The sequence below is a fragment of the Streptococcus sp. CF4-3 genome (assembly GCF_024295385.1).
In the GTDB taxonomy this organism is placed as follows: Bacteria; Bacillota; Bacilli; order Lactobacillales; family Streptococcaceae; genus Streptococcus; species Streptococcus infantis_I.
Window position 1 is genome coordinate 1 of sequence record NZ_JANCPN010000008.1, and the last position, 26,587, is coordinate 26,587.

Consider the following 26,587-nt stretch of genomic DNA (forward strand, 5'->3'; position numbering starts at 1 on the left):
GTTTTAGAGGACTAAATGAAGTCTGAATTGCCTGATAGAGATGTAGTATTGATTAAGCAATCAACAAATAATGTACAAAACAAAAATAAAGTACACTTTTTAAAGAATGTACTTTATGCTTCTAATTCAGTTGTATCAATAGTTTAGCTCTAGTTTAGTCAATTGTACATAAATTTTTAGTTTTAAAAGTATATAATTAATCGTAAATTTATTTAAAGAAGGTTTAAAGATGAGCATATTATCTGATAAACTAAAAGCCAAGAGAAAAGAAAAAGGATTCTCACAAAAAACACTTTCCGAAGGAATTTGTGAGCAAAGCCAAATCAGCAAAATAGAACGTGGTAACTATATGCCTGCTGCTGATTTACTCTATAAACTTGCAAATCGGCTTCAAGTTCCCTTAGATTATTTTTTCGATGAACAGATTAAAATGACTTCCAATATAGCACCGTTTAAGAAATTAGCAGAAAAATTACTTGAAGATCGTAATTACGAGGATTTAGAATACCTCTTAAACTTAGAAAAAGAAAAGTATCAGTATCTGTCTACTGAGGATGAATTTTATCTTCTATGGATTCAAGCGATTATCCTTTTCTACTTACATAGTTCCAAAGATGAAGCTATCACCAGTCTAGAAAACGCTTTGCCAAAGCTTTCGGTCAGCTCATCTGTGTATCTTAAACTCCTCAATACTTTATCTAATTTTTATTTTTCTGTAGGGCGTGATGCAGAATACGAAGAAAATAACTCACTTCTTATCAGTTTGTATCAGGAAAAAGATTTAAACCACCAAGAGTATTTATTTGGTTATATTCGAGTTAAACATAATTTCGCCTATTATTTACACTCTAAAGGTAAGGAATTAGAAGCCGTCCAAGAAGCCTTAGAAACCATTGACTTTTGTAAACAAAAAGAGACCAGCTATCAGCTGGCGCCTCTTTTAACTATCGTTGCAAATGCCGGAAAAGATTTTTTAAAGCACGATGAAATTCTTGACTATTATTTACAGGCTCGTGATATCTGTTAAATATACGAGCACAAGCTCATGATGGCTAAGATTGATCATTTTTTAAAAGATAAGGATAGGTGACTTCAATCGTAATAAGTTATAATTACCAATTAGCTAGAAACGTAAAAGTGGAGAGGAACTAATATAGTTTTCTCCACTTTTGTTAATATCCCCTCTTCCATTTGTATCCCGCCAAACTTACTAATACAAGTAAAACTAAATTAAAGATGATAAAGAAAATCGTAAAACTAAATAATCCATTCTGTGCCAAATCTTCCGTGTAAAGTTCAGTCTCTGTAAAGAACAGATAAATTCCATATCCCTCCACGAAAATAAGAAAACTGACAAAACCAATAAGGAAAAGTCCACTAGCAATAAGAAAGAGTCTCCATAAAAGAATGAGAATTCCTCCTACTGCTATAAAAATTACCGGGATAAGGAGTAAATCATTCATGACTTGTTCCTTCCTAATTAATCAACTGACGGTAATGGGTGGCAAGAGAGGAATCAAATTCCTCTAGCTTTTGAACTAAGTCCAAATACTCCTCTTTCTCATGATCTTCAAAGTCCACACCTCGGTGATTCTGAAGAGCGATTTCCAATTGACTAGTGAGTTCTCGTTTGGAAAAGCTGTAATCGCCTGTCACTTCCTCATAATGTTTCTTTAGCTCCTTGTAGGCTTGGTATTCTTCAGGTGTTTGAAATCCCTGTACCAAAGCCTCTTCTAATTGATAATAGGTATCTTCCATCATAATCGTTACCTCGTTTCTTTCTATCTTTATTCTACCGCGCTTTTCTTTTCTTGTCCGCTATTTGTATCTATTTTTTACTCCAATTCAAAAGAAAGTTGTTCTTGCTTTTCTTTTCCTTTTTCATGGAATTGTCTTAAGGCCTGATCAATAATATCTAAATCCGTTTCCGTTTCAATCAATGGCGCGAGTACATCGTATTCGGCCTTTTTAGTTTGATAATCCTCTTCCTTTGGAAAGTTTTTCTCAATTTCTACCTTAGCAGTAGTCCATTTATCCTTTAATTCATCCAATAAGTTCTGAGTTTTCACTTGGTCCTCTTTAATATGATCAATCGTATGCTGAAGCCTTTGAATCGTCCCCAAAGGAGAATACAAATCTAAACTGACAGAATACTGATTTTCTCCTACAATCTTAACAGAGAAGGTTTCAGGAAGAGGTTGATTTGTTGGAAGACTAAGCATTTTAATGTCAAATCCTCGATAGCTTGCTAGGGTTCGGAATTCTTTGCTGTCAGATTGATTATGACGGATAAGACGGTGTAGGGATTCACCTGCTTCAGCTCGTTGATCAAAAACTTGCTTGCCTACTGTCATAGAAAATGCTTGGTCTTTCGACACTTCAGACTGTTGAATATCGCCTTCATACTTGCTTAATCGTTTCTCAAGAATGGGCATATTTTCTTCACAGTAGGAGATTGTATGACGATAGTGATCCTTGCTGCGTTGAAAGGCGCGTCTTTGATTTTCTAATAGAGTTAGATCATTCTCTAGTTCCATCTTATATTTGAGATAAGGATTACCTGTTGCTAGTGCCTTAAAATCAGAAGCTGTCATAGTCTGTTCATCAATGTCTTCCGCAGCACGAATTGGCTCCTTAGAAGTCATAATCTGCTTAATATAACGGAGTTTGTTCTCCTGAGTTGCCCATAGATAATTATCAAATGAACCTTTTGTAATGTAGTGGTAAATATCCACTTCCTTATTTTCATTTCCTTGTCGGATAATCCGTCCATTGCGTTGCTGAATGTCACTTGGTCTCCACGGTACATCCAGGTGATGAACTGCTTTCATCTTGCTCTGAACATTTAAACCTGTTCCTCCTTTTTCAGTTGAGGCAAGTAAGATCCGCACCTCTCCTGCATTGACCTTTCGAGACAAACTATTCTTCTTTTCATCACTATTGGCATCATGTACAAAGGCAATTTCCTTACTAGGGACTCCTCTATCAACTAATAAAGCCTTAATCTCAGAATAAACATCAAAGCCATTGTCCTTTTTCTTAGGTGTTCCAATATCTGAAAAAATCATCTGAGTAGCCTTATTTTCCATTCCTTCACGATAAATTCTTTCAACATTATCCACTACCTGAAGCAGTTTATGATTGTCTGCTAGACTATAACTAGAGTCTAATAAACGCATATCAATAGCTAGTTTCCGTGCCTCACCTGTTATCTTTAACATGTTATCCTGACTCGGATCAACTGTTCCACATTTAACCGCATCTGACCTCATAACTAATTCTTCTAGATAGAGTTTCTGGTTTTCAGTTAACTCACTCTCAATAGGTATAATACGAGCTTCTGGAACAGGTAAATCCAACATATCTTGTGTTTGAATGTCGGCTGTTTCTTTATAGATTTTCATCAACTCAGGTAGATTGACAAACTTTTTAAATCGTTTCTTAGGTTGGTACTTATCCCCTGTAGGAGCTAATTCCATAGAGTTTTGAATTTCTCCAAAAGCACCTACCCAAGAGTCAAAATAATCAACTTGATAGCGTTTTAAGATATCTGGTTGAATATAGTTCATCATAGTGTATAACTCACTAATAGAATTTGAAACAGGTGTTCCTGTCGCAAAGACAATATTTTTAAAATCATGTTCTTCCTGAATCTGTCGAACCTTCATTTCCATATCCACATTCTTCTTAGAAGTTGTATTGGTAATCCCTGCTACATTTCCAAGTCCAGTAATGGGACGTATATTTTTAAAGTGATGTGCTTCATCCACAAAGAGAAAATCAATTCCTAAGTTCTCAAAATCAATAAAACTATCACGATTAAAGCGTTGGAGTTCTTCCAATTGTTTCTCTAGACCACTTATTGATTGTTCTGCTTCTTTAACAGTATACTTATTTTCAGAATGTGTTTTAATCTCTCGTAGTTCATTAAGTTTATCCTCGATATAATTCATCTGTCTTTCTTTACTGACAGGGATCTTTTCAAATTGAGAATCCCCAATGACAATGGCATCGTAATCTCCTGTAATAATACGTGACACAAACTGTTTTCTTCTTGCCTTCACAAAATCTTTCTTAGTAGTCACAAAGACCTTTTTAGTAGGGAAAAATTTCATGATTTCTTGGCCAAATTGAGCAGATAAACTAGAGGGCACCACATACAAGGGCTTATGAACCATCCCCAACTCTTTTAATTTAAACCCAGCACCAAGCATGGTCAAGGTCTTTCCTGAACCTACCTCATGAGCTAATAAAGCTCTTTTTTCTTCTACGATTCTTTGAATGGCATTCTCTTGATGAGGACGAAGACTGATGTTTTGTGCCAAGCCATAAATGACTAGATGGCTACCGTCATACTCTCGACTAACCGTTCGATTATAAAGACGATTATAACTTTCTTCAATGACTTGTTGGACTTCTGGATACCGTGAGACAAATTCTTGAAAGAGCTCTTGTAAATGCTGCTCTTTTGCTCTTAGAACAGAGGTTTTTTCCAAATCTGTGATGGTCTTTTTCTTTTCCCCTTCCGTAACAGTCATAGTAATAGTCGGTTGGTTCGAATTAAGTAAATTCTCAAAAATCTTTCTTCCTGTATCATAACGTGAGCCACTGACTCCAAGACTACTATCTTTGGCACTTGGATAGCGATAAGCAAATGATGTCCTTAAATGAACCTGCCCATCGACAGGATTCACTTCAATGACTTGTTCAACATCAGGCGAAGACAATTCAAATTCACGGTTGGTAAAACATTCAAAGGCAAATTTACCATAAACGGATTGAGGAATCCAACGTGACCCTATTTTAAACTCAATATCTGCCAGATGAATCCTTGGAGGGCGAACAGATTCTAACAAATCTAAAGCATGAGACCAGTCACATTCTTGATTGTTTTCCTCTACTAATAGTTGAACTACTTCTATCTTGTTGAGAATATCTCCTGACAAAAACTGGTTCTTAGAAAGATATTTTCTTTCCCCTCTTAAATAGCTTTCTGGATCCATTAAGATCTGGTCACCCAACTCATCTAAAATAGCTGCTTGGCTATGTTCAGGGTAAATTGATACCATATAGTCTATATCAACCCCTCTACCATCTGATAAACTGGAGTTTAATGCATCTAAAGCCGTTGAAACTCTTGTAATCACTCTCTCCGGCCTAACCAATGCTTTCTCAAAGGCTAAAGATTTTTTATATTTTACTTTCTGATCTTTAGAATCAATGTATTCATCTTCTAAACTTGCTAGTAAAGAATACTTATCGTCACTATCAAATAAGTTCCGATTGACTGAGACATTCAAGTATCCAAATTGGCTTACAAACCGATCATAGTCACGATTGAGTTTACTAAGTAATACCTGAAAATCTGTCCGACTATAATCTGGATGGCGTTGAATTTCAATTAAGGCTTGATATGTCTCTCTCAAATCAACCATACCCTTAATGCGACTAATATCCTTATCCGATAAGGGGCTTTCATAAAAGACCGTTTTTTTGAACAAGCCCTTATATTTCCCTCTTTTACTCGCTTCTTCTGACTTGTATACATCTAGTGCTTCCTCATCTGTCAAATGAAGTTGCACGAATCGATCTATTTTATGTTCAGACAAGGAACTGTCCCAAGCTTTAAAATCTCCCTTCTCATCTACATAATAACTAATTTCGTCTACTTTTGAACTTTTCCGAATGCCATGCGTATCTCGGTAATAAATTTGATTTCCCTCATATCCAAAAGAATATAGCGCTAAGTTCTCACGTATATGACTTGGGATAGAATTATCCACTTCTTCTTGGATAAAAACAGGTGCTTTCAAAGAATTGTCAATTTGTTTAGGTGCTTCTACATTCTCTAATGCTTTCATTATGTCAGTAGCTAATGTTTCTGATTCCCCCTTAACATTGAGGGTTCCTCCATTAAAATTACGTACCTCATATTCACCCAAAACTTGTGTATTGTATTTCCCATCAAAATAAGGATTGATCCAGACACGCTTATCCTCCTCAAAGGGAATAGAGCCACTAAAGACAAGTTCCTCCTCATTAAGATTCTTTGCTTGATCCTTTTGAAAGAAGAGGAGATCTGTGGTCACTCGAGTACCTGCAATCTTTTTAAAAGCCGTATCCGGCAACCGAACTCCCCCTAAAAAATGAGTGCTAGATTTAATCTCTTGTAAGACATTATCTGTCCGCTTATCCATTGTGCCAATAGAAGAGATAATCGACACCTGCCCTCCGTCTCTTACTAAATCAAGTGAGTGTTTGATAAAGTAGTCGTGAATCATGTAAGGTTTATCATAGTTTTTATCGGCAATGCGAAAATTTCCAAATGGAACATTCGTTAAGACTAAATCAAAACTATTATTTTGAAAGGGAACTTCTTCAAATCCTCGAACTTCAATATAAGCATTAGGATGTAGTTGTTTTGTGATTGCGCCTGTCACACTGTCTAATTCAACTCCATAGAGTTCTGACCTCTCTCGTATACTTCTAGGCATAGCCGCAAAGAAGTTCCCAGTCCCCATAGAAGGATCTAATATCCTTCCTCCCTCAAAACCATCATCTAGTAGCTTTTGCCAAATCTGGCGAATAATCATTGGGTCTGTATAATAGGCTGTGAGAGAACTTTGTTTCATAGTGGAGTATTCTGATTTACTTACTAAACTCTTAAGAGTTAAACGTTCTGTTTCATACTTTGGATTGAGTTCATCGAAAAATTCATTGGCAAGACCGCCCCAGCCGACATACTTGGCTAGTAGTTCTTGTTCTTCTGGATTCGCTTGTCGTCCCTCTTTTTCTAATCTTTTAACAAGTTCAATTGCGGCGATATTCGTTTCAATCTTTTCTCGATTTGTCTTAGGATAAAAGTCCTCTAAGTCATCTGGAAAAACAAAATCTTGAACAGTAACATCCGTCTCTTCTATACCTGAAATTAAAGGTTTTGTTTCCTTGTCCTTTTCCTTTTCATTATCTTCTTCCAGGTAGGAAAACAAATCTATTTCCTGACTTTCACTTGATGGATCAATCTCAATCTCTGAATCTTCTTTTTCAAGTTCTACATGAGACAACACTTGTTCAATCTCTTCCAAACTGTTCAAGTATAAGATAGGATTCTCTTCAAATAACTGGTTGGAATCACTGAATAGTTCTAGGCGAACCAAGTCATTTAACTGAGCATTTTCAATCGAAACCAACTGAAATACTTGTCCTTTATAACTTACTTGTGAACCAATTGGATATTCCCTCAAAGCTTCTTCTACAATTTTATCGACATTAGAAAAAGAGTTCGTTTCTTCCGTTTCCTGTTCAATATCTCTTGAAGGAGATAAAGATTCCTCTACTTGATTAGACTTTTCTCTTATAGCTTTCACTTCATCAAAATGAGTAATAATCTTCAGCTTTTGTGTCAGTGGGAGTTGTGTGTAGTTTTCTTCATGATGGACAAGATCCGTCACGGTATCTAAAGTAGCCATCAATTCTGAACCCAAATAGGCTAGAACATCTCCCTCTTTTTCTTCAAAATGAATCTCAAGAACCTCTTTTTTTAGTTCTTTGGAATCAACCATTAGAAGAAACTTCTCTATATCTCTACTAATGCGATCAGATAGATTATTCGCAACCCGATAGACATTGACTAAATTGACATCCTGATTCTGATAAAATACAAGCTCACTTAGTTGTTCTAGTTCTTCTTTTTCAGATTGAATGTGAAATCGAGTGGAAAGGTTATAGGTTGCGACTTCTAGAACCAAGTTTTTCTCCCAATTGCTTAATTGAGATAATTTACTTAGACCTGCTTGTCCAAAATTTCTTGTGTAACTTTCTAAATCTTGGTCATTATTTTCAGAACTGGCCTCTAGGAAAGAAACAATATCTTGATGAAAAGAATAGACATGAGGTATCTCTTTTATCTTTCCCTCTTCAGTCAAAAAACTCTCTACTAAGTCCTGCCATTTCTCATCAAAATGTTGTGCTTGATAACGAAGAAATAAGTCCATTTTCTCTCTATCTTTTGGAATTGTTCCACGAAACATAGCCAATAATTGTATTACTTCCATTATTGCTCCTTTCATCTATACGAAAATAGGAGAATCATATGATTCCCCTACAACTCTATCTCCATTTCCACCTCTTGAGAACTGGTTTCTAAATCACTAGACAAAAGAGAAACGGCATCTGTTCTCATGTAGTAAGTATATAAGTCTTCAAGGTCTTGTTCGTTTTCAATCCCTGTTTCAATACTAATCAGAGCCTGTATAAATTCCTTGTAGTGACTCTCCATCATATCTGAAATCTTTTGTTTCATTTCCATAAATACTGAGGACGGTTCAGTGATACTTGTTTGGTCTATGTCTTGTAAATCCTTTTCTAAGGGATTGGTTCCTTCTTCTATTTCCACTAAATCTGAACGTCCATCACCATCAGAATCTGCGCTAAGAGGATTGGTTCCTAGCGCCAATTCTTGAGCATCAGTTAATCCATCTTGATCCGAATCACGTTGATAAATGGCTTCCATATACTTCCTTCTTTCCTAGTTAATCTTTTTTCACTCCAATCCTACCAAATATTCCTTGAAAGAAGTATCACAACAAAAAAGAGAACGAGCCAAAACTGCGTTCTCCTTAAAATGATAAAACATTATTATCAAAGTAAAAAGATGACTTACAGAACCTGTAAGCCACCTAGTCAGTCGGTTTATTCTGGTGTCTGCCACCGCTTGGCCCTTACGTCCAAGATTGCTATCGGATTTTGTTCTGGTGTCCGCCACCGCTTGGCCCTTATGTCCAAGATTACTATCAGATTGACCATGAGCCGACCACTCATTTATAGACATATTGTATCTTTAAATAGCTACAATTTCAAGTGTAAACTCTTCTATTTGGTCGTATAAGCAAAACTGATGGCACTATCTGCTTGAGAGATTTTTCTAAAGGTATAGTTAGGGTTGCCACCATAGTTAGTTTCAGACACAAGGAAAGAACCATCATCATAGACCTTCTCTACAAAAGCCACATGACCGTAGATGGCTGGTGTGCCATGTGTACCTCCCACAAAAGAAACAATAGCACCTGCTCTTGGTGTAGAGCCTGTTTCACCTCCAAGACTTGAAGCTGTCGCAACCCAGTCCTGACCATTTCCCATGGTATTAATGATTGAAATCTTTTCTCCATTTCTACCTTTTAATTTTAAGCCTAACTGGTTCATACGAGCCGCAACACCCCATGTACATTGTCCATAGGCATAGGCCATACCATCTCCACCACCAGGAACAGAATGATCATACAAGTCCCCACGAACACCTTCAAGTGATTGTGGATCACTCTTTGCCTGTCCTCCATTTGTTTGGCTAAAGCCTTTTTCAATTTGGTAATACCATTCCGTTGCTCTGGTTTGTCTTTCCAGTAGTTTGTCACCAGAATTTCCCTCCCAATAGGTAAGGAAGAGTTGGGCTAGATTGGCTGCACTGCCCGTATTTTTAAAGAAATCCTTTAACCAACTTTGATAGTAAGGACTATCCCCATGAAGCATAAAATCAAGTTGTAGGTCTAAATCATACCATTTCTTATTTTGGGTGCGTGCATAATTTAACAAGGCTGTATGACGTGTTGACCCATCTGCGGTATCCGTCCATTGACCTAACCCCAAACCTCTATGAAGGATATTAGGATAAGCACCACTATAAATGGCTGGACCTCCTATCGCTAACCAGGTTTCATTATCCCATGAGGAATCGGTAGCGCCAACAGGAGGAGATAAATAATCTCCTTCAGCTCGTTTTGGATTAATAGAAGACTCTACAGACCAATTTCCTAAAATTGCCGCAATGGCTTGGGGACTTGCCCCTTGAGATTTCAAAAACTCATAAATATGTTTTGCTCGTTCAAACTCACCTCCACCAAACTGACCAATGGAAGGTAAGATAGTGGTCTGAAGTTGAATGACTTTTGGAAAATAAAATTGCGGATTGACATACACCAATTTTTCTTTCTTGTTCTTATACTTTTGATAGGAAACTTTCAAACCTGTATCATCTGGTGTTTCACCAATAACATCACCCGTTAAGACCCTTGTCCCCTCAATCGCACGGCCATTATGAATGGAATATAAGGTTAAACGACTCTCATTCTCACCTTTTCCGTTAGTGAGAATAACATCATCTCCATCTAGAGATACAACTCCATCCATTGGTGCGACAATCGTTTGGTGAGCCTTCGCTTCTAATAGAATGTACTCCTGAAGAGTAGGTTTTCCGTCTAAATCATAGTATCCATAACGATAAGTCATGGTCAAACTATCTTCGTTACTTTTCCCCTCAAATGGATTGTCCAATTCCTGCATGGAAGCATACACACCTTCTTCTTTTAGTTCCTTTATTTCCTCTTGATCGTCTTTCGATAGTTTATACTTAGGAGTTTCATAGAGGTCTTGCATGGATTTCAAATCATCCCCATCGTTTAAATCATGCCACAAAGCAGACAGATAATCCTTGTAAGTTTCTGAACTAAATAAGTGAACTGGTTTATGTAACTCATAGTCATGGAATTTAAAGTTCATATACCCCATCACATCATCAACTTTTGTGTAATAAGTAATTCCTTTGTCATTTGTGCGAGTATGTTCTGCATCTTCCCAAGTTAGGTGGGTATAAGCTTTTGTTAATTCAAATTCATCTTGTTGAATCAAACTAGCAGATGAAAATCCTAAAAAGAAGCTCATTATAAGTAAAAGAAGAAATATTATTCCTCCAACTATCCAGGTTACAGGATTTCCAGCCGCAAATGTAAAGAAGGAAAAGGCTGCTTTTAGTTTTTGATAGATATTTCGGACACTTGTAAGACCTTGTTTCTTTAATTTTCGAAACCGATTTTTAAAAGAACTTGGGTTATCTTTCGCTAGTTTCCATCCTTTTCCATCCTTAAAATGATGGTATCGCTCTTTTGTGTTGGTCAGTCTTTTCTTGGTAAAACGACCTGTTGCTTGTCCTGTTTTGACACTAGCTTTTCCAAGGTTATAAGAAAGGCGACTGTAGCGTTTTCCTTTTCTAATTGTCTCTTGAAGTGTGCGATAGCCTTCTAAATCTTCATTTTCTGAAGCTAACTCTCCACCTTCACGTCCAAGGACATAAAGAAAAGTTTTGGCTTTCCTACTGACTTTTTTGGACTTATAGGCTTGTTTAGTAGATTTTAGATTCTCTTTTGCGGCCTTGACTTCTTTCTTAGCTTTTAATTCTTCTAAACTCTTCCCTTGAAAGAAAAAATTAGATTTATGTTTCGATTCCTGACCGTAGAAAAATTTTTGATTGGTTTTTCTTTCTTTACGACTCTCTTTTCTTTCTTCTTTTGCTTCTACCTTTGCTTCCTTAAATTGATTCTTGGCTATTTTCAATCGTTTCCTAGCATGAGGCAATCGTCTGTCTCTTAATTCTTTGCGATTTAAAAGAGATGGAGGACTATTTTGAAGAATATGATTGTAGTCTTCATTTGCTTGTTTTACTCTAGCCTTTGAAGCTGCTCTCATCTCCTCCAGCATTTCCTTTATCTCTTTTTTCCATGCTTTTTCATCCAGTTCAGCGGAATCTTTTTTCTGTTTCTTCACCTCCTTCTTTCCTTTTTTCAAGAATTTCTTCTCATCTTTTAGACTTCTTCTAAATGCCTTTCGGGCACGTATGATTTCTCTTTTATCCTTCATTTACCTTCCCCTTAATTAGAAGCCATTTTATCAGGATCCGTACTCATGATATCAAACAATTGAGTACCTTGAGGAATCTTATTTTTAAAGGGAACGACAACGGAACCAGCTTTTATTAGTCCAGCCCCTTTTTCTGGATTGACAAGGTATTTTTCAAGTTCTTTTGACAAACCTAAGAGTTGAACCAGTTCTTCTCGGTCATTTTTTGCTTGCTTGAGGAGAATCATAAATTCACTATTTGCAATAATCCGTCTACCATTTGGATCTAACAATAAGGTTTCGACGTTTTGAGTTATTCCAGTCGGACTGGCTCCATATTTTCTGACACGACTCCACAATTTAAAGAAGAAATCACTGGCATATTTATCTAATAAGAGAAGCTGCATTTCATCAAAATAAATCCAAGTCTTCTTCCCTAATTTTTGGTTTCGAACAACACGATTCCATATCTGATCAAACACTACCATAAGAGCGATTTGTTTCAGCTCATCTCCTAACTTTTTAACATTATAGATTAAGAAGTTAGATCCTGTCTGAATATTGGTCTTATGAGAAAAAATATCAAGAGAACCTTCGACATACAGTTCCATATCAAGTGCCAAATTCTGCGCTTCTTCTTCTGGTTGTTGACTCAAGACAAAGACCCATTCTTCCAAAGAAGGCTCTTTAAATGACTGATAGGTGAGTCTCGTAACTCGGTCGATAATCGATTTTTCTCTTCCATCCATTTTCCTATCCAATAATTTGCCGATAAAGGATAAAAGAAATTCTGATTTTACCTTTACAGGATCCTCATCCATATTTTCTTCAGACAAGTCAAGGACATTGAGATAGGTTTGGGAATCAGGCGCAATATCAATCATTTCTCCACCAAAAGCCCGTCCAATGACACTGTACTCTGCTTCTGGATCCACGATGATAATTTCAGTATTTTCACCAGATTCCTTGATTTTGGTCGTGATAATTTCATGCTTGGTTGCCATCCCTTTCCCAGCTCCAGATGTCCCTAAAATCAGACCAGACGGTGTATTTAATAGGCTGCGATCAATGGTAATAATATTACTTGATATTTGATTGATACCATAATATTTCCCACTACGATCTTGTAAGTCTACTGAAGTCCAAGGTGAGTTCACTGCTATATTGGACGTTAATAAACTCCGTGATACTCCCTCTAAAAAATCACAACCAAATGGCAGCAAACTATTAAAGGCTGCTTCTTGCATATATGGAAGTTTATCAATCATTAGGTCATTTGAGCCGGCCACTTGTTGGATAGTGTCTAGGGCTTGTTTGAGTTCTTCTTCATCCTGACCAAAGACCCCAATCAAGAAGACCGTTTGAAATAGTTTATCTCCTGTCTCGGTCATGGTTTTTAAGAGTTCCTCAGCTTCATCGATATTGCTTTCTAATACATGACCTACTTTTTCCAAATAGATACCTGTACGAGCTAGTTTTTGTTGTTCCCCAATCTTTTGAGATTCCATTAAGGTTTTCTTTGTTCGTAGTTTCTTCATGGCATCTGCCTTGGTCGAACTTTGAGCATGAAGGCTTACAATCAATTCCAGATCTCCTTGCATGAGGTCTCGGATAAACTGATCCCCTAATTCCATACCGTAGTCTCTCACATAGACAATCTGTAATAAGCGGTCATTGATTTGTAGGTAATTCTTGTTTTTAAAATCCAAGAGATTAGGTGCTATGAAGTGACGAGTTGTCTGGCCAGATCTCGTTAAATCACGATAAGAAAAAGGAAGATGGTGTTCTCCTCTAAGCATATCTGCCAACAAGTTCACCCGTTCTTCTCCAGTCAAGGATCCAAATCGAGCATCAATTTCTGAGAAACCACTCTTGAAATATTCGCCTATTTGAGACAAGGAACGATAAGCTTGTTTGGGATTAGAATCCTTTCTACCAAAACTAATCAGTTTCACAGCCGAAAAGTTATTTTCACCACTATCTAAATTTTGATTCATCATCCGATTCAATTCTTTACGATAGCTATCGTACCCATCTTCTTTTTCCTCATACAAAACACTGTGTCTGAATTTTTCTAAATTCAATCTTTTATTAAAAATGGTCAATTGGAAGTTGGTTTGGTCATCTAAAGAGTTAATCAAATCAGAATACTTCTCAATGATTGCTCCCTTATCTTCTAAACCAACAGTCTGGTAATTGACATCACCAAGTAAATAGCTTTGTGAAAAATAATCTTCTTTTACCTGCATCAGACCATTTTGATACAAGGCTTGATAGGAAAGAGTATTAGCCGTTGATGGTAACACTTCCTCTTTTTTATCTTTAACTTCTTCCTTTTTATTAGTCGTTGAAGTTTTTTGTTTCTTTAATGTATTTGATTTTCTTTTCATGTTCAAGTCCTTTCTTTCCTGAAATTGTGCGTAGGGGTATCGTTAGTTCAAAATGAAGACGGTATTTCAAATAATGTTCAAAATATAAATCATTGGGTTTATAGACTCCAAAAAGCAAGAGGGGGATGGTAAAAGCAAACACAAAACCGTAAACAAACCAATCTCCAAATTGCCAGAAAAAGAGATTCAAGCCCAAAACAATAATTGTGACAATAAAGGCTGGTAAAACAAAGATGATTTGTCTTGTGGTGAAACCTAACCAAGCCCTGTGTTGGTATTTTGAGATGTCTTTAAAGACACGTGTATTCATGACTTTCCTTTCTAAAAAGGCTAAGAAGCAACCACTTCCTAGCCTTTATCTAATTACATACCTAAGATTGAGCGAGCCGTACGTTGAGAACCAACGAGGGCAATAATCAGTAAGATAGCTTGTACCAAACTACCAAACATAATCGCAAGTGATTGCAGGACTCCTGCACCATTTGAAACAGCTATTTTACCAGCAGATTCAAACAAAGGAACAAGAGAAACAATCAGAAAAATAAGAACCCCTTGTACCGCATAGACCATAATATTTTTTAAATAGCCTATACCAATAGACTTCCATTCATCACTTAAAAATGTTGGAATCGTAAGAGGGGCAAATGGGATCATAAGGTAGAGTTGAATAAATCGAATAGATACCAAAAGATTAACCATGGCTGCACTTACTATCCGAACAAGCCAAATGAGGAGGGCGAAAAAGCCCACAATCATCCGGCCAATAAATCCTGACCCTTTTAATCCAGAGAGTGTATCATACTTTGCCCCACCGTGAGCCACAATCGAGGCCACTTGTTCAATGGCATGACTCGCAATCCCGATGATGGCTTCTACAATGACGGTAGTGTTGGTAATTACAACTGCGACCATAATATAACTAATCAGCATTGGCGCTATGGCTTCAAAGGTCATCGCTCCACCAGAGTTAGCAATTTTCTTTGCCATCTTCGAAAACTCTAAGATGAGAACAACTGATAAAATCGCAACTCCAAGAGGCTGCATGACACTTTTAGTAATACTTGACATATAAGTCCAAACGGTTGGATTATAGCTAGATAGAGATTTAATCAGATCTACCGTAGATTGTAAATCCACATTAAATCCTTCAAATAAATTTTCAGCTGATATTTTTTCAGATGCAAGGTAAACAAAGGGTGAGACTAAACTAAGATTCATGTCATTGTTCATCCTCCTAAATTGAAATCTGGGTTACAAAGGCTCCAGCAGCCCCTACCATAACACCACCGACAATTTCAAGAATGGCATTCCGAACACCTGGTCCACCATCTTTAATATTGGTTGCAAGGTTGACAATCCCTACAACAACGAGAAAGGCACCAACCGCAATCAATCCCTTCTGTAACAAAGACATAGCTTGTGCAAACATAGCACTTGCGTCTACTCCATAAACAAAACCTTTAAAATGCGTAATCATCTATTTCCTCTTTTCTATTTTTATTTTAAACTAGATTCAAAAGTTAGATCACGAATTCTAAGGCCGTCAAGATGATTTTCTTGTCTTTGATTCAAAGGATTGATCTGATAGTTCCACCACCGTTCATCGGTTTCTTGATTGGCTAGGTATTTCCAGTTTGGATGCTTAGTGGAATTGTACTTTTTGCTTTTAAAGACAGGCATATTGGCAATTCGAACCAGGCATTCATGTCGTTTCATATTTCCGACTTCATCAGGTGTCATTAAATCACGAGCAATCTTTTGATGAGAAAGGGATCCTGAACCTGTCTGGCCAAAGGAACGACTAGTATTTCGAACATCAATGGTTTGTTTACCGAGTAAGCCACTCATAAATTTAAAGGTATCTTCATCATTCCCACCTAAGTATACTAAGCTATCACAGTTCCCAAGAATGGTTTTCCAAGCTTCTTTTTCTTTATAGAGTCCTTGAAGTTGGGCAATATTTTGAAGAATGGGAACGAGACTCATATTACGAGAACGAACTGTTGAGGTTTGTTCAGCAAAATCTGGAATTTCTCCGATATTTGCGAACTCATCTAAGTAAACTCTCACATGAAGAGGCAATTGACCCTTAAAATCAATATCTGCTTGTCTTGTTAGGGTTTGAAATACGGTTGAAAAAAAGAGGGCTGAAAGAAAGCGAAAGGTACTATCGTTATCTGGAATAACTAAGTAAACCATTGATTTTTCCTTGCCCCATGTCTTCATATCAAGGGTATCTCTTTTGGTCAAATCCATGACACTTTGAATATTGAAGAGGGCAAATTTAGCAGTGGTTACAGCTATAACAGAATCCAGAGTCTTATCCTTATAATTTTGAAAATCTGCCCAATTTCGCATGGTAAAATTTTCAGTCCCATACTTTTTAGCATAATTTTCAAATAGAATTTCTAAGACACTTTTTTCTTGGTTTTCACCCTTGGATAGGTGTTTAATGAGTTTTGAGATTTCAGCAAAACTTGGATAACGCCCTCGTTTTTTTCGCTCTTCCACTTCTTTTTTTTGACGTTTCAACAAGTTTTGGTATTCCTTTTGACTCAAACGACTCTCTTCAATGAGCTGTTCTCTTGTTTTAGGTGGGTTATAGAAATCGACCAAGTAGGAGGCTAAAGCTCGTACCAAAGTCATAGAAGCTTCATCCCAAAATGGATCACTACGGGAGCCAGAGCCTTTGGTGTTATTGAAATAAACCGTCAGCATGCGATTCAAATCGTTTTCTGTCTCTATATAGCGGAAAGGATTAAAGCCATCTGAGTTCTTCATATTGACTAAATCTAATACCTTTACTTGGTAGCCATGTTCTAAAAAGAGTTTGCCTGTTTTTTCGGCCAAGTGATCTTTAGGATCCACTACAATATTAGAACTATTCATCTGAATCAGATTGGGTTTCACAAAGCGAAAGGTCTTCCCACTTCCTGAACCTCCAATCACCGCAATATTCTTATTTCTATCATATTGGGGTGGTTTTTTATCTAATAATGTCAAACGAACATCTTGTGCTAAGATTGTATCATGAGAAAATTCTTTACCGTAAAAGAGCTTCTTTTCTTTTAGAGTTCCAAAACGGGCGCTCCCGTATTCTGCCCCTTCTCGGTATTGTTTTTTGCCAGTCTCTAAATAGAGATAAACCAGCAACATCATCACAAATCCTAGTAGAAAAAAAGCACTTGATTTTCCAGTAAAGGAAACATTCCATGGCGACTGAAGAACTTCATCTTGACCTTCCATCAGAAGATGAGTCCATTTATCTAAGCTATTTCCAGTATAGGAATCATACAAAAGCGTCAAACGATGAAAAAGATAGCCTAGTAAGATTCCTAACAGTGAGAATAGTAGGAATTTCTTTCCACTGTACATCATCTCACCATCTCTTTCTGTTTGACGGCCCCTTCTTGTCTAAAGGTAATTTGGGATTTAGCCTCATCAATTGCTTGGTCTAAAGACTTATCCATGGTAAAATCAGCTAATTTCTCCGGATCATTAACCATTTTTTCTAACAGATGGTCTAAATGATTGTCTAGAATTGAACGGTCTTTCGTGTAGAAATGCAGAGAATCCCCTTGCCAAGCGATGGCCAAAGGAATCTCTTCTTTTTCTAAAAAAGCTTTAAATTTCTCTATATCAATTGGTTTGTCTAAAAAATCTTTCTTCAGATTAATCGTATCAATCGAATAAGGAGATTGTAGCAATTCTTCTAATTTCTGCACTCCTACCTTATAGGCGGAATCCTGTGCTAAAGCCTGACGTCTAGACCATTCTAGAATCTTTAAGAGACTTTTTACAGTAAATAAAAGACTACGCTCAGCATATTGAACTGCCATTCGTTCCTGTTGTTCAGAGGACATCTGATGCCTCCTCCTTAACAAATAGCAGCTTTCCTTCTTTATAACGATAAGCTATCAATTTCTGACGTTGCTTAATCGACTTGACAACCTGCAGTAGATCTCTAGAATAAGATTCTCGAAGAGTAACTTCTACTGCTTTCCCATCAACGATACCAACACGTTTAAATTCAATGTAGTCTTTTTTGAGATGTCCTAAGCCCATACCAAAAGGAAAGTGATGAATCAATTGGATGGTACAACCACCTTTATTTCCCATTTGTTTCAAATCATACAAGTTTACTACCTTCATGATTAACTCCTTTATCTAGTTTGTCGCATCGTTTAAGTCTGGTAACGATAAACTCCGTGTCTGTTAGAAAATTCTCACACACGTCTTGTGCCAGTTGCCCTTCACAGGGAAATACTCTCAGTCCCTACTTACACAGGCACGCTAATCAAGACGGAGTGGATTCAATTTTCAAAGAACAGGTAGCTTTATTATAGATAAGAGTAGTTGAAATTTTTATCACATTTTTGGGGTTGTTGGAATAAAAAAAGCAACTCACTGCTTTACGAATGAGTTGCTTTTGTACTAAAATATTTGTTGCATAATTTCCCTAATGACCTGAACAGAGTTATCAAATGAGATATCTTTAGCATACTTAAATTGGCGTTGATAACGAATCCATAGCTCTTTCTGATAATCAGAAATTTCAATTCCTCTCACTTGTTCTTCCCAATTATAAATAGTATCTTTACTTTTACGTTTTTCTGCCGTATTCTCAAGTGCATTTTTTAATACTTCTAGATTAATCTCTTCTTTTCTAAGTTTATACAAGGTGAAAAGATCATATCGATCACGTGGGCGTGTCGAAGCTAATCCCCTACTGATGATTGTTTCTAACTTTTCAGCAAGTACAGTCTCTAGATTATATGTCCATATCTTGATACTTTCATTAGTAAAGATAGAAGTCATTGAATAAGTAATTTCTCTTGGTGTAATCTTATCACCAGTAGTAATATCAATAAAAACAACCTCCTTTAATGTATCAAAAGTTGCATTTAATTTTAATGAAAATCCTCCATATTCATCATCTTGGCGAATAGGTTCTAGCTTATCTACTGAAAATGAAAATCCATCAGTTTTAGAACAAAGAATCTCTTCAAAGATATGAATCAAATTTTCTCTGCTCATTTCGGTTCCCTTCAGAGTGACATCTAAATCCATTGTGGTTCGCTTATCTAGTCCAATCATTTGACCTATTAGATACCCTCCTTTTACAATGAAGGAATCTCTATAAGAACTAGTAGAAATCAGCTTTAATACTTGCTCAATTAAATAATGTTGTTGTACTTGTTGAGCTGGAATTCCCTTATCTTTTGAAATGTTTTTGATTTTTGCTTTAAAGCTATTCGCATTTGAAAACATTAAGATAGTACCTCCGTATAAGATTGTAACTTATCAGTTACTTTAAATAGCTGGGCATAATAAAATAATTTGTGTAAATGAATTTTATTTTGTTGAAAATATTTTTTAAACGCTGGTGCAATAATTTGAAGATCCACCTGATGAACTGGTCTTAGACATTCAACCAAAACTCGTTCAACTTCATAAACTTTAATAAATTGACCAGGAAGGCGCTCTATTTCAATAATTCCTTCACTATAGTGAGAGCGTAAAATAATAGGACATATATCTGCTTCCTTAATGTTTTTGGTATTCGTACCATAAGGAAAACTCATCGTCATATTAAAAGGGATAGTCAAAGATAAACCATGTAACCAAAGTGCTGTCTCCAAAGAAAAGATTCCCTTTGGAAATCGATACTGAAGGACAAACCACTCATCTAAATAAATATCAGGTAAGCGATATAACCCTTTTTCTTCAGCATCGATTTTTCCTTCTGCAACCATTTTTAATAAGGTTTTGTAGTGTAAATTTTCATCTATTACTTGTTTAAAAGTTAAAAAACCATACTGATTGAAAGAGTTCATCAGTTTCTCTCTTTTATCAACCATATCATTCTCCTTTCTTAGAAATAAAATGCTAACACCTACTATATATGTTAGCATTTTATTTCTTTAAAATCAATTCATTTAGTTTTTTTATTTCAAAATTGATCCATGCTTAAGACAGACCAGCTATTATTAAAGAAAAAATAAGACATAGACTGATAAGTTCCACACCAAATGTAGCCCCATACTGCCCCATAAGTCCGATTTGTAGCGCACAAGCCCTAAAAACATCCCAAGTGAAACATACAAACACCAAGCTAAAATGGTTCCTGGATGATGAGCTAAGGCAAATAAAATACTTGTCAAAGCAACTCGAATATCTAATTTTCTAACCAAGTTCCATAAAATTTCTCGATACAGAAATTCTTCAACCATACTCGCATTGATTAATAACAATAAAAATGAAAACCAAGTGACTTGATGTTGAAGGCCAATTAAGTTTGCTTGATTCGTAGTTCCTTGAGCATGGATTAGGCTAAAACATAGATTTATAATCAGTAGGCTAACGAATACAATACCAAGCCATTTCATCCTAGTTTTCATATTGACCTTGACAACTTGTTTTCGTTGACCATACATCCATAAAAAAGAAATGAGCGACGCACAATAGAGAATCTGTAGTATGGTTAACTCACTAATACAAAGCAATTTCAGTAAGTATAGGGATACCAATAAGACATTTACTTGTTGGAATATATAAACTGGAATTATTCTTTTCATAGTTACCTCCGAAATAAATCTTCATAATCTAAATCTAATACCTGCACAATCCTTTCTACCCATGGACTTTGAGGCATTCGTTGTTCCATCTTGTAGTGGCGTATCTTTTGATACAAACGATTCAATTCACTTGGATAGTGAAACTCTCCCGCAAACATTTTTCTGGTTAACTCAATCCAGCTGATATTCCTTTCAGCCAAAATAATGGACAAGTTCTCCCAAAATCGTTCAGCCATATTGCTTCTCCTTTAACTAGATAAATAATGTGTTTGTTCCATGTAAATCAATTGTTTCGTATCTCTTGGCAATAAAGCTCTAGCCTCCTCTAGATTCAGATTTGGATAAACTCTCTTATTTGAAACCGCAAGAGGAAGTCTGATAGTTAGTTCAGGATTTTTTAATATCATTTCAATGAAATCCGTTAATCTTAGATTGTCACGGTTCTTAAATCGTAATAAATTAGGAGATAAAAACTCAAAACAATCTGAAGAATAGCTCATCATCTCAATTAATTTGTCCTTTGTCATTTCAGAAATCGAATGACAAGATACCTCTATTCCGTAGTTTTGAAAGAAATCTAAAAGAAGTTGATTTCTATGGTTATTTTTACTTAGATAGAGATCAATCATGGGAGACCTCCCAAAGATTCGGTTGCATTTGATATTCTGAGACGATTAAGGAATCTAATAGGTCTGAGAAGTTAATTGATTTCTTGTCTTCATCATAGGCTTTTACAGTTACTTGGGTTGTAAGTATTCCCTCTTTTCCCTCGGCTCGATAGCCTTGTCCATATAAAATAAAAACGAGATTTTGATGATCATCTACAAAGGCATCAACCCCATTCTTTATGTCTTGACTTTCAAGGAATTCCATAACGTTTTGAAGATAGGACTCGTAAAATAGTGGGTAGTTGTGTTTTTTATGGTAATCATCTAAAAATGTTACTTCAAACTCACATGGATAATTGGGTATCAAAAATAATTGTTCATCCAGCTGTTTGATTTCTGCATCATGTAATTCTGTTTCTAATTCATCACAATCTAGTATTGATTCTTTATTTAATGCTTTCATCTTTTTCCTCTATTTCTTTTAATTTCTTTGCGATTGCGGCAATCACAGGAACGGTTACACTATTACCAGCTTGTTTATAGAGCTGACTATTACTAGAGACTTTTCTAGCAGCTTCAAAAGCCCAATCAGGAAAGCCCTGCAGGCGAAAACACTCTTTAGGAGTGATTCGTCGTATTCTCAAACGGTAAAATTGTCCATCTATTAATACACCGGCTACATGATAAACTTGTTTATCTTCTCCTTCATAACTAGCAACTACTACTCCCATTTGACCACTAGTTGTTAACGTATTCGCTATACCTTTTCCAACTCTACCACGACGATACTGAGAACTTGGTCTTTCCAAATTGATTGAATCTCCTATTTCTGCTTGAGCGTATCCTTTTTTCGTTGCTTCCCGGACTTTTAGAAATTGGATTGGTTCTGGAATCAGTATTTTGGGGATTTTATCTCCACCTTGCATCGTAGTCAGTGTTGGAGATAAGCCCTCACTTCCATAGACGCGACCAGTTTCCTTAAAGCTAGTTGGTAAATCTCCAACAACGACAATACCATGGCGATCCTGAGTATTTAAAGTAAACATTGACTCTTGATTATCCTTGAAACGTCTACCATTTTGTCTTTTTTCTAATCTGTCTGGTGTCATACAAGGAAGCGCAACTTTAAATCCTTCTCCTTTTCCACGAACTAAGGTTGGCGCAAGACCTTCTGAATAATAGACTTTACCACTCATTCCACTTCTTGATGGATTCAAATTTCCTAGTGCTTTCAAAGTCTCAGAGTTAGTTGCTTGACCTTCTCGTCTGAAAGGAAATAAGAGTCTGGTACCTTTCTTTCTAGAATGTCCGATAATAAACACCCTCTCTCTGTTTTGGGGAACGCCAAAATCCTTACTGTTAAGCACCTGCCACTCAACATCAAACCCCAACTCATCAAGTGTGGTAAGGATTGTGGTGAACGTCCGTCCCTTATCGTGATTGAGTAGGCCTTTAACATTTTCAAGAAAAAGAAAACGTGGTTGGATTTGTTTGGCCGCCCGAGCAATTTCAAAGAACAAAGTTCCTCTAGTATCTTCAAATCCCAATCGTCTTCCTGCGATTGAAAATGCTTGACAAGGGAATCCCCCACAGATGACATCGACTTTCCCTCTAAGTTTTTTAAATTCGTCATCTGAAACATCTCGTATGTCATGAAATTCAATTTCTCCTTCCGTTTGAAAAATGGACTTATAAGATTCTCTAGCAAATTTATCAATCTCACAAAATCCAATACACTCGTGTCCGACACTTTCCATTCCTAGTCGAAAACCACCGATACCTGAAAATAAATCAATAAATTTCATTTCTTTATCACCCCTTTCTGATCGACTATCAATGTCCAAAGAGTCACACCACTTGAAATGAAAATGAGCATAACTAATATCCACTCGATTGGTGACATTTAACCACCTCCTTTTCTAACACGGTTATTCCAAACGGAATATAGGCCATTAAACACAAATTCAGCAAGTACTTCCGCTCTTCTAACAAAGCGAACATTGTCAAGAGCATACTGATAGATTCTCTCAAAATCAGTCATAGCAATTTCACTGGCTGTTTCAGAAAAACCTTCTCGTCTAAATTGATCTTGTACCAATCCCCAAATATAATCTTGATCATATTTTGTGACCTTTTCTACTTTTCTTTTCAAGATAGGTTGAGTATACCTCTCCTCCTCATCCTCAATAAATAAAGAATCAGTCTCACTATATTTAGTCTCACTAACTTCAGTCTCACTAGGGGCTGAATGTGAGACGGGGGCCGTTTCATTTTCATCCTGCCCTAGTCTTTTTTTAACACTAGGTCTGTCAGAAATAGATACTGGGGTAGAAGATAATTCCCCTAAGTAAATCTTATTGGCTAGTCTTCCTTTCTCACTTGAAGACTGTTGAACTTCATCAATTAAGTCATATTCTTTAAGAGTCTTTTTGATGGACAGTAATTTGGACTTCGAACAACCTAACAGCCTCATCAGTTTAGAATTAGAAAATACTAAATAGACCGCGCCTTCTTCATCTATCCAACCACGATTGAGAGATAATTCTAAGCGATCTTTTAAAATAGAATATGCCACCTTTACTTCTAGTTTCATATCCATATATTTCTCATCTTCAAAAAGAATCTTAGGTAATTTATAATACCGTTCTGAAGTTTGGTATTGATTTGCGGTAATTCGTTTCATAGCACTCCTCCAAGTTCTTTGAGTATTAAATCTCCACTTGATTCCAATCGAACCAAGCCACTTTTTTCTAATTCAGCCATAAGAGATATGGCTTCAACAATGTCAATTTCCATTTCACGTACTAAAAATGAAATGACAATATAGCGTGATGATTGTAATTCTTTTGTCATTTTCCCTCCAGAAAATAAAAAAAGGAGAACAATATTCAACTGTTCTCCAAAATAATTTTATTAAAAAGAAAAACCCTGCCAAATTAATTTTTGGTAGGGTTTTTGGCAGGAAACTAAATTAATTTATCAGTTTCTAAAATGTGTTCACGATTCTAAAAGGCTGATACTATAGTATTCCGAATTCTAATTGGTATATGCCTCTTATTTAAGAGTAACTGATGCTCCAGCTTCTTCCAATTTAGCTTTGATTTCTTCAGCTTCTGCAGTTGGAACGCCTTCTTTGATGACACCTGGTGCACCATCAACAAGTTCTTTAGCTTCTTTAAGTCCAAGACCAGTGATTTCACGTACAACTTTGATAACGCCAACTTTTTTGTCACCAGCAGCTGTCAATTCAACGTCAAATGAGTCTTTAGCAGCACCAGCGTCAGCAGCACCAGCTGCAGCAACAGCTACAGGAGCAGCTGCAGTTACACCAAATTCTTCTTCGATAGCTTTTACAAGGTCGTTCAATTCAAGGATTGAAGCTTCTTTAATTTCAGCAATAATGTTTTCAATGTTCAATGCCATTGTTATTTCCTCCAAAATAAGTTTAAATTTTAATTTTTATAATTTTTTGTAGCTAGGCTACGATGCGTAGCTTATGATTAAGCTGCGTCTTCTTTGTTGTCTGCAACCGCTTTGACTGCAAGAGCAACGTTGCGCACTGGCGCTTGAAGTACAGAAAGGAGCATAGAAAGAAGTCCTTCGCGGTTTGGAAGAGTTGCAAGAGCAATAATCTCTTCTTTAGATGCGACAGCGCCTTCGATTGCACCACCTTTGATTTCAAGTGCGTCAGCGTTTTTAGCAAAGTCGTTCAAGATTTTCGCTGGTGCGATAACATCTTCGTTAGAAAATGCTACTGCAGATGGTCCAACAAAAACAGATGCAAGATCTTCAAGACCAGCTTTTTCAGCTGCACGACGTAAGATTGAGTTTTTAATAACTTTATACTCAACTTCGCTTCCACGAAGCTCACGACGAAGAACTGTATCTTGTTCAACTGTCAAACCACGAGCGTCTACAACGACGATTGATGCAGCAGCTTTCATTTTCTCAGCTACTACGTCAACTAGTTCCGCTTTCTTAGCAATAATTGCTTCACTCATTAGTGTGTTCACCTCCGTAATTATTTTGCTTGGGGAATTTTTCCAAAAGAAAAACGCGCCCAAACCTAGACACGAAAGTACAATACGCTTCTTTTTACATGATACGTTTTGTCCTCGGTAGGATATTTATGAGTCTAGCTCCCCTACTGTCTTAGGCAGTTTTTTCAAACCGATTATAAGTATATCACACTTGTTACTTCAAAGCAAGTCTTTTTGTAAAAAAATTGATTATTTTTTATCCTGCTTCTACTAATGTCTATGAGAGAAAATACTTAGATTTTATCATTGAATGGAAAAGATTGGTACCAAGGTAGTATAGATTAAGAGCGCATGAAATGCTAACATTAGGACATGAAATAAAAATGGTGTGGGTTGCGTGATTTGAATATCTTGGCCAGATATTTGACTGTCTAAAAAAAGTGATAATGACAAGAATAGTAAGATGATTCCATAAATGATGCTAATATGAAAAAGAATCTCACCTATAACAGCAAAATAGAGAAAACCGAAAATAGGAATCGAGAAAATGAATAGTCCTAAAGCTCCAAAGGCAATTCGAATTAAAGAAATTATCAAGAAGATATAAGCTGTAAATGTTGTATATTTCGATACTTTTAATCCTGTTTTTTTCTGCTTAGATATATAATGAATGACAAAAATCGGATATACAATATCTATCATCTTACCTCTCCGTTTTCTAAGATAGTTTACTATAGTTTATCTATTTTTTTCTCAAAAATCAATTTCCCTCTTGACTTGAAAAATAATTTAGTGTACTATACAACTGTATATACACATAAAAAGGAGTTATTATGAATACACAAAAGAAAACCCAATTCATGACTTTAACCGCATTGCTGACAGCTATCGCTATTTTGATTCCTATAGTGATGCCATTTAAAATCGTTATCCCACCCGCTTCCTACACTCTTGGAAGTCACGTAGCTATTTTTATCGCTATGTTTCTCTCGCCATGGATGGCTATTTTTGTCATTGTTGCTTCTAGTATTGGATTCTTACTAGCCGGTTATCCGATTGTTATCGTACTTCGAGCTTTCTCTCATATCTTCTTTGGAACCCTGGGAGCTTTCTACCTTCAAAAACATCCTCAAACCTTGGACAACAAAAAATCTTCCTTGATTTTTAACTTTGTACTTGGTTTAGTACATGCTATCGCCGAAGTATTTGCTTGTATCATCTTCTATGCTAGTACAGGAACAGACCTAAAAAATATGTTCTATGTTCTCTTTGTATTAGTTGGTTTTGGAACTATTGTTCATAGTATGATAGACTATTACTTAGCATTAGCTGTTTATAAAGCACTAAAAAAACGCCATTAAGAAAGT

The 26,587-nt window shown here is 36.3% G+C and carries 26 protein-coding genes, 1 pseudogene and 1 other annotated feature; of the genes and pseudogenes, 3 read left to right on the forward strand and 24 right to left on the reverse strand.

All coding sequences use genetic code 11. The features are described from left to right. Window positions 1–229: 229 nt before the first annotated feature. Window positions 230–1,024 (forward strand): annotated as a pseudogene (locus NML75_RS07425) (helix-turn-helix domain-containing protein); the annotation flags it as partial. A gap of 148 nt (window positions 1,025–1,172) precedes the next feature. Here NML75_RS07425 and NML75_RS07430 read toward each other — a convergent pair. The 4 genes from NML75_RS07430 to NML75_RS07445 all read right to left on the reverse strand — a co-directional run bounded on the left by NML75_RS07430 (window position 1,173) and on the right by NML75_RS07445 (window position 8,512). Beyond that, the gene (locus NML75_RS07430) at window positions 1,173–1,463 is read right to left on the reverse strand and encodes a DUF5966 family protein (RefSeq protein WP_049512277.1); all 291 of its coding nucleotides are present in this window, start codon (window positions 1,461–1,463) and stop codon (window positions 1,173–1,175) included. Between the two features lie 13 nt (window positions 1,464–1,476). Further along, entirely contained in the window at window positions 1,477–1,761 is a 285-nt protein-coding gene (locus NML75_RS07435) for a DUF5962 family protein (RefSeq protein ID WP_049512275.1), read from the reverse strand. 74 nt (window positions 1,762–1,835) lie between these two features. After that, window positions 1,836–8,054 carry a DEAD/DEAH box helicase family protein gene (locus NML75_RS07440; RefSeq protein ID WP_254804324.1) on the reverse strand — a complete coding sequence of 2,073 codons (6,219 nt, stop codon included), beginning with the start codon at window positions 8,052–8,054 and terminating at the stop codon, window positions 1,836–1,838. Between the two features lie 47 nt (window positions 8,055–8,101). Continuing rightward, window positions 8,102–8,512 (reverse strand): thrombospondin type 3 repeat-containing protein, encoded by a 411-nt coding sequence (locus tag NML75_RS07445; protein ID WP_074324868.1) that lies wholly within the window; start codon window positions 8,510–8,512, stop codon window positions 8,102–8,104. A gap of 141 nt (window positions 8,513–8,653) precedes the next feature. Between NML75_RS07445 and NML75_RS07450 the strand changes: the two genes are divergently transcribed. Continuing rightward, a complete protein-coding gene (locus NML75_RS07450; RefSeq protein ID WP_218672824.1) occupies window positions 8,654–8,887 on the forward strand; it encodes a hypothetical protein in 234 nt (77 codons plus the stop codon). Here the strand turns inward: NML75_RS07450 and NML75_RS07455 are convergent. The 20 genes from NML75_RS07455 to NML75_RS07550 form a co-directional block, all read right to left on the reverse strand. Then, a complete protein-coding gene (locus tag NML75_RS07455) occupies window positions 8,872–11,685 on the reverse strand; it encodes a phage tail tip lysozyme (RefSeq protein WP_049512269.1) in 2,814 nt (937 codons plus the stop codon). The two genes, NML75_RS07450 and NML75_RS07455, sit on opposite strands and share 16 nt — an antisense overlap. An 11-nt stretch (window positions 11,686–11,696) precedes the next feature. Continuing rightward, window positions 11,697–14,054 carry a VirB4-like conjugal transfer ATPase, CD1110 family gene (locus NML75_RS07460; RefSeq protein WP_000824180.1) on the reverse strand — a complete coding sequence of 786 codons (2,358 nt, stop codon included), beginning with the start codon at window positions 14,052–14,054 and terminating at the stop codon, window positions 11,697–11,699. Continuing rightward, a complete protein-coding gene (locus tag NML75_RS07465) occupies window positions 14,005–14,364 on the reverse strand; it encodes a PrgI family protein (protein WP_074324869.1) in 360 nt (119 codons plus the stop codon). The genes NML75_RS07460 and NML75_RS07465 overlap by 50 nt, the downstream gene beginning before the upstream one ends. Window positions 14,365–14,417: 53 nt before the next feature. Then, the gene (locus tag NML75_RS07470; RefSeq protein WP_049512298.1) at window positions 14,418–15,272 is read right to left on the reverse strand and encodes a hypothetical protein; all 855 of its coding nucleotides are present in this window, start codon (window positions 15,270–15,272) and stop codon (window positions 14,418–14,420) included. A gap of 16 nt (window positions 15,273–15,288) precedes the next feature. Then, the gene (locus tag NML75_RS07475) at window positions 15,289–15,531 is read right to left on the reverse strand and encodes a hypothetical protein (RefSeq protein ID WP_000627865.1); all 243 of its coding nucleotides are present in this window, start codon (window positions 15,529–15,531) and stop codon (window positions 15,289–15,291) included. A 20-nt stretch (window positions 15,532–15,551) separates the two neighbouring features. Further along, the gene (locus NML75_RS07480) at window positions 15,552–17,429 is read right to left on the reverse strand and encodes a VirD4-like conjugal transfer protein, CD1115 family (RefSeq protein ID WP_105026568.1); all 1,878 of its coding nucleotides are present in this window, start codon (window positions 17,427–17,429) and stop codon (window positions 15,552–15,554) included. Further along, complete coding sequence (locus NML75_RS07485; protein ID WP_049474493.1) at window positions 17,429–17,917, reverse strand: hypothetical protein; 489 nt, start codon at window positions 17,915–17,917, stop codon at window positions 17,429–17,431. The genes NML75_RS07480 and NML75_RS07485 overlap by 1 nt, the downstream gene beginning before the upstream one ends. Continuing rightward, window positions 17,907–18,206, reverse strand: coding sequence for a hypothetical protein (locus NML75_RS07490; protein WP_049474495.1), 300 nt, complete (start codon window positions 18,204–18,206; stop codon window positions 17,907–17,909). Before NML75_RS07490 ends, NML75_RS07485 begins: the two co-directional genes overlap by 11 nt. A 282-nt stretch (window positions 18,207–18,488) precedes the next feature. Continuing rightward, window positions 18,489–19,325, reverse strand: coding sequence for a nucleotidyl transferase AbiEii/AbiGii toxin family protein (locus NML75_RS07495; RefSeq protein ID WP_000492399.1), 837 nt, complete (start codon window positions 19,323–19,325; stop codon window positions 18,489–18,491). Beyond that, complete coding sequence (locus tag NML75_RS07500) at window positions 19,325–19,915, reverse strand: type IV toxin-antitoxin system AbiEi family antitoxin domain-containing protein (protein WP_000227919.1); 591 nt, start codon at window positions 19,913–19,915, stop codon at window positions 19,325–19,327. Before NML75_RS07500 ends, NML75_RS07495 begins: the two co-directional genes overlap by 1 nt. A 129-nt stretch (window positions 19,916–20,044) precedes the next feature. Continuing rightward, entirely contained in the window at window positions 20,045–20,632 is a 588-nt protein-coding gene (locus NML75_RS07505) for a CPBP family intramembrane glutamic endopeptidase (RefSeq protein ID WP_254804325.1), read from the reverse strand. A gap of 2 nt (window positions 20,633–20,634) precedes the next feature. Continuing rightward, the gene (locus tag NML75_RS07510) at window positions 20,635–20,868 is read right to left on the reverse strand and encodes a hypothetical protein (RefSeq protein ID WP_000840776.1); all 234 of its coding nucleotides are present in this window, start codon (window positions 20,866–20,868) and stop codon (window positions 20,635–20,637) included. A gap of 12 nt (window positions 20,869–20,880) precedes the next feature. After that, on the reverse strand, window positions 20,881–21,261 hold the full coding sequence (locus NML75_RS07515) for an arsenate reductase (RefSeq protein ID WP_022524954.1): 381 nt from the start codon (window positions 21,259–21,261) through the stop codon (window positions 20,881–20,883). After that, a complete protein-coding gene (locus tag NML75_RS07520) occupies window positions 21,254–21,703 on the reverse strand; it encodes a hypothetical protein (RefSeq protein WP_049512260.1) in 450 nt (149 codons plus the stop codon). Before NML75_RS07520 ends, NML75_RS07515 begins: the two co-directional genes overlap by 8 nt. After that, on the reverse strand, window positions 21,687–23,045 hold the full coding sequence (dcm, locus tag NML75_RS07525) for a DNA (cytosine-5-)-methyltransferase (RefSeq protein ID WP_254804326.1): 1,359 nt from the start codon (window positions 23,043–23,045) through the stop codon (window positions 21,687–21,689). Before dcm ends, NML75_RS07520 begins: the two co-directional genes overlap by 17 nt. 98 nt (window positions 23,046–23,143) lie before the next feature. Further along, complete coding sequence (locus NML75_RS07530) at window positions 23,144–23,923, reverse strand: replication initiator protein A (RefSeq protein WP_049512256.1); 780 nt, start codon at window positions 23,921–23,923, stop codon at window positions 23,144–23,146. Continuing rightward, complete coding sequence (locus NML75_RS07535) at window positions 23,920–24,093, reverse strand: hypothetical protein (protein ID WP_191620815.1); 174 nt, start codon at window positions 24,091–24,093, stop codon at window positions 23,920–23,922. The genes NML75_RS07530 and NML75_RS07535 overlap by 4 nt, the downstream gene beginning before the upstream one ends. 201 nt (window positions 24,094–24,294) lie before the next feature. Next, entirely contained in the window at window positions 24,295–24,663 is a 369-nt protein-coding gene (gene rplL / locus NML75_RS07540) for a 50S ribosomal protein L7/L12 (protein WP_001196964.1), read from the reverse strand. A 77-nt stretch (window positions 24,664–24,740) separates the two neighbouring features. After that, complete coding sequence (gene rplJ / locus NML75_RS07545; protein WP_254804327.1) at window positions 24,741–25,241, reverse strand: 50S ribosomal protein L10; 501 nt, start codon at window positions 25,239–25,241, stop codon at window positions 24,741–24,743. 38 nt (window positions 25,242–25,279) lie between these two features. After that, window positions 25,280–25,415: a sequence feature (ribosomal protein L10 leader region), on the reverse strand. A 108-nt stretch (window positions 25,416–25,523) separates the two neighbouring features. Further along, entirely contained in the window at window positions 25,524–25,922 is a 399-nt protein-coding gene (locus tag NML75_RS07550; protein ID WP_254804328.1) for a hypothetical protein, read from the reverse strand. 131 nt (window positions 25,923–26,053) lie between these two features. Between NML75_RS07550 and NML75_RS07555 the strand changes: the two genes are divergently transcribed. After that, entirely contained in the window at window positions 26,054–26,581 is a 528-nt protein-coding gene (locus tag NML75_RS07555; protein ID WP_254804329.1) for an ECF transporter S component, read from the forward strand. Window positions 26,582–26,587 lie beyond the last annotated feature (6 nt).

Bases quoted from the DNA above. Each gene is read 5' to 3' on its own strand.
- NML75_RS07430 (WP_049512277.1), bottom strand. From the start codon at position 1,463: ATGAATGATTTACTCCTTATCCCGGTAATTTTTATAGCAGTAGGAGGA.
- NML75_RS07435 (WP_049512275.1), bottom strand. From the start codon at position 1,761: ATGATGGAAGATACCTATTATCAATTAGAAGAGGCTTTGGTACAGGGA.
- NML75_RS07440 (WP_254804324.1), bottom strand. From the start codon at position 8,054: ATGGAAGTAATACAATTATTGGCTATGTTTCGTGGAACAATTCCAAAA.
- NML75_RS07445 (WP_074324868.1), bottom strand. From the start codon at position 8,512: ATGGAAGCCATTTATCAACGTGATTCGGATCAAGATGGATTAACTGAT.
- NML75_RS07450 (WP_218672824.1), top strand. From the start codon at position 8,654: ATGACTTACAGAACCTGTAAGCCACCTAGTCAGTCGGTTTATTCTGGT.
- NML75_RS07455 (WP_049512269.1), bottom strand. From the start codon at position 11,685: ATGAAGGATAAAAGAGAAATCATACGTGCCCGAAAGGCATTTAGAAGA.
- NML75_RS07460 (WP_000824180.1), bottom strand. From the start codon at position 14,054: ATGAAAAGAAAATCAAATACATTAAAGAAACAAAAAACTTCAACGACT.
- NML75_RS07465 (WP_074324869.1), bottom strand. From the start codon at position 14,364: ATGAATACACGTGTCTTTAAAGACATCTCAAAATACCAACACAGGGCT.
- NML75_RS07470 (WP_049512298.1), bottom strand. From the start codon at position 15,272: ATGAATCTTAGTTTAGTCTCACCCTTTGTTTACCTTGCATCTGAAAAA.
- NML75_RS07475 (WP_000627865.1), bottom strand. From the start codon at position 15,531: ATGATTACGCATTTTAAAGGTTTTGTTTATGGAGTAGACGCAAGTGCT.
- NML75_RS07480 (WP_105026568.1), bottom strand. From the start codon at position 17,429: ATGTACAGTGGAAAGAAATTCCTACTATTCTCACTGTTAGGAATCTTA.
- NML75_RS07485 (WP_049474493.1), bottom strand. From the start codon at position 17,917: ATGTCCTCTGAACAACAGGAACGAATGGCAGTTCAATATGCTGAGCGT.
- NML75_RS07490 (WP_049474495.1), bottom strand. From the start codon at position 18,206: ATGAAGGTAGTAAACTTGTATGATTTGAAACAAATGGGAAATAAAGGT.
- NML75_RS07495 (WP_000492399.1), bottom strand. From the start codon at position 19,325: ATGTTTTCAAATGCGAATAGCTTTAAAGCAAAAATCAAAAACATTTCA.
- NML75_RS07500 (WP_000227919.1), bottom strand. From the start codon at position 19,915: ATGGTTGATAAAAGAGAGAAACTGATGAACTCTTTCAATCAGTATGGT.
- NML75_RS07505 (WP_254804325.1), bottom strand. From the start codon at position 20,632: ATGAAAAGAATAATTCCAGTTTATATATTCCAACAAGTAAATGTCTTA.
- NML75_RS07510 (WP_000840776.1), bottom strand. From the start codon at position 20,868: ATGGCTGAACGATTTTGGGAGAACTTGTCCATTATTTTGGCTGAAAGG.
- NML75_RS07515 (WP_022524954.1), bottom strand. From the start codon at position 21,261: ATGATTGATCTCTATCTAAGTAAAAATAACCATAGAAATCAACTTCTT.
- NML75_RS07520 (WP_049512260.1), bottom strand. From the start codon at position 21,703: ATGAAAGCATTAAATAAAGAATCAATACTAGATTGTGATGAATTAGAA.
- dcm (WP_254804326.1), bottom strand. From the start codon at position 23,045: ATGAAATTTATTGATTTATTTTCAGGTATCGGTGGTTTTCGACTAGGA.
- NML75_RS07530 (WP_049512256.1), bottom strand. From the start codon at position 23,923: ATGAAACGAATTACCGCAAATCAATACCAAACTTCAGAACGGTATTAT.
- NML75_RS07535 (WP_191620815.1), bottom strand. From the start codon at position 24,093: ATGACAAAAGAATTACAATCATCACGCTATATTGTCATTTCATTTTTA.
- rplL (WP_001196964.1), bottom strand. From the start codon at position 24,663: ATGGCATTGAACATTGAAAACATTATTGCTGAAATTAAAGAAGCTTCA.
- rplJ (WP_254804327.1), bottom strand. From the start codon at position 25,241: ATGAGTGAAGCAATTATTGCTAAGAAAGCGGAACTAGTTGACGTAGTA.
- NML75_RS07550 (WP_254804328.1), bottom strand. From the start codon at position 25,922: ATGATAGATATTGTATATCCGATTTTTGTCATTCATTATATATCTAAG.
- NML75_RS07555 (WP_254804329.1), top strand. From the start codon at position 26,054: ATGAATACACAAAAGAAAACCCAATTCATGACTTTAACCGCATTGCTG.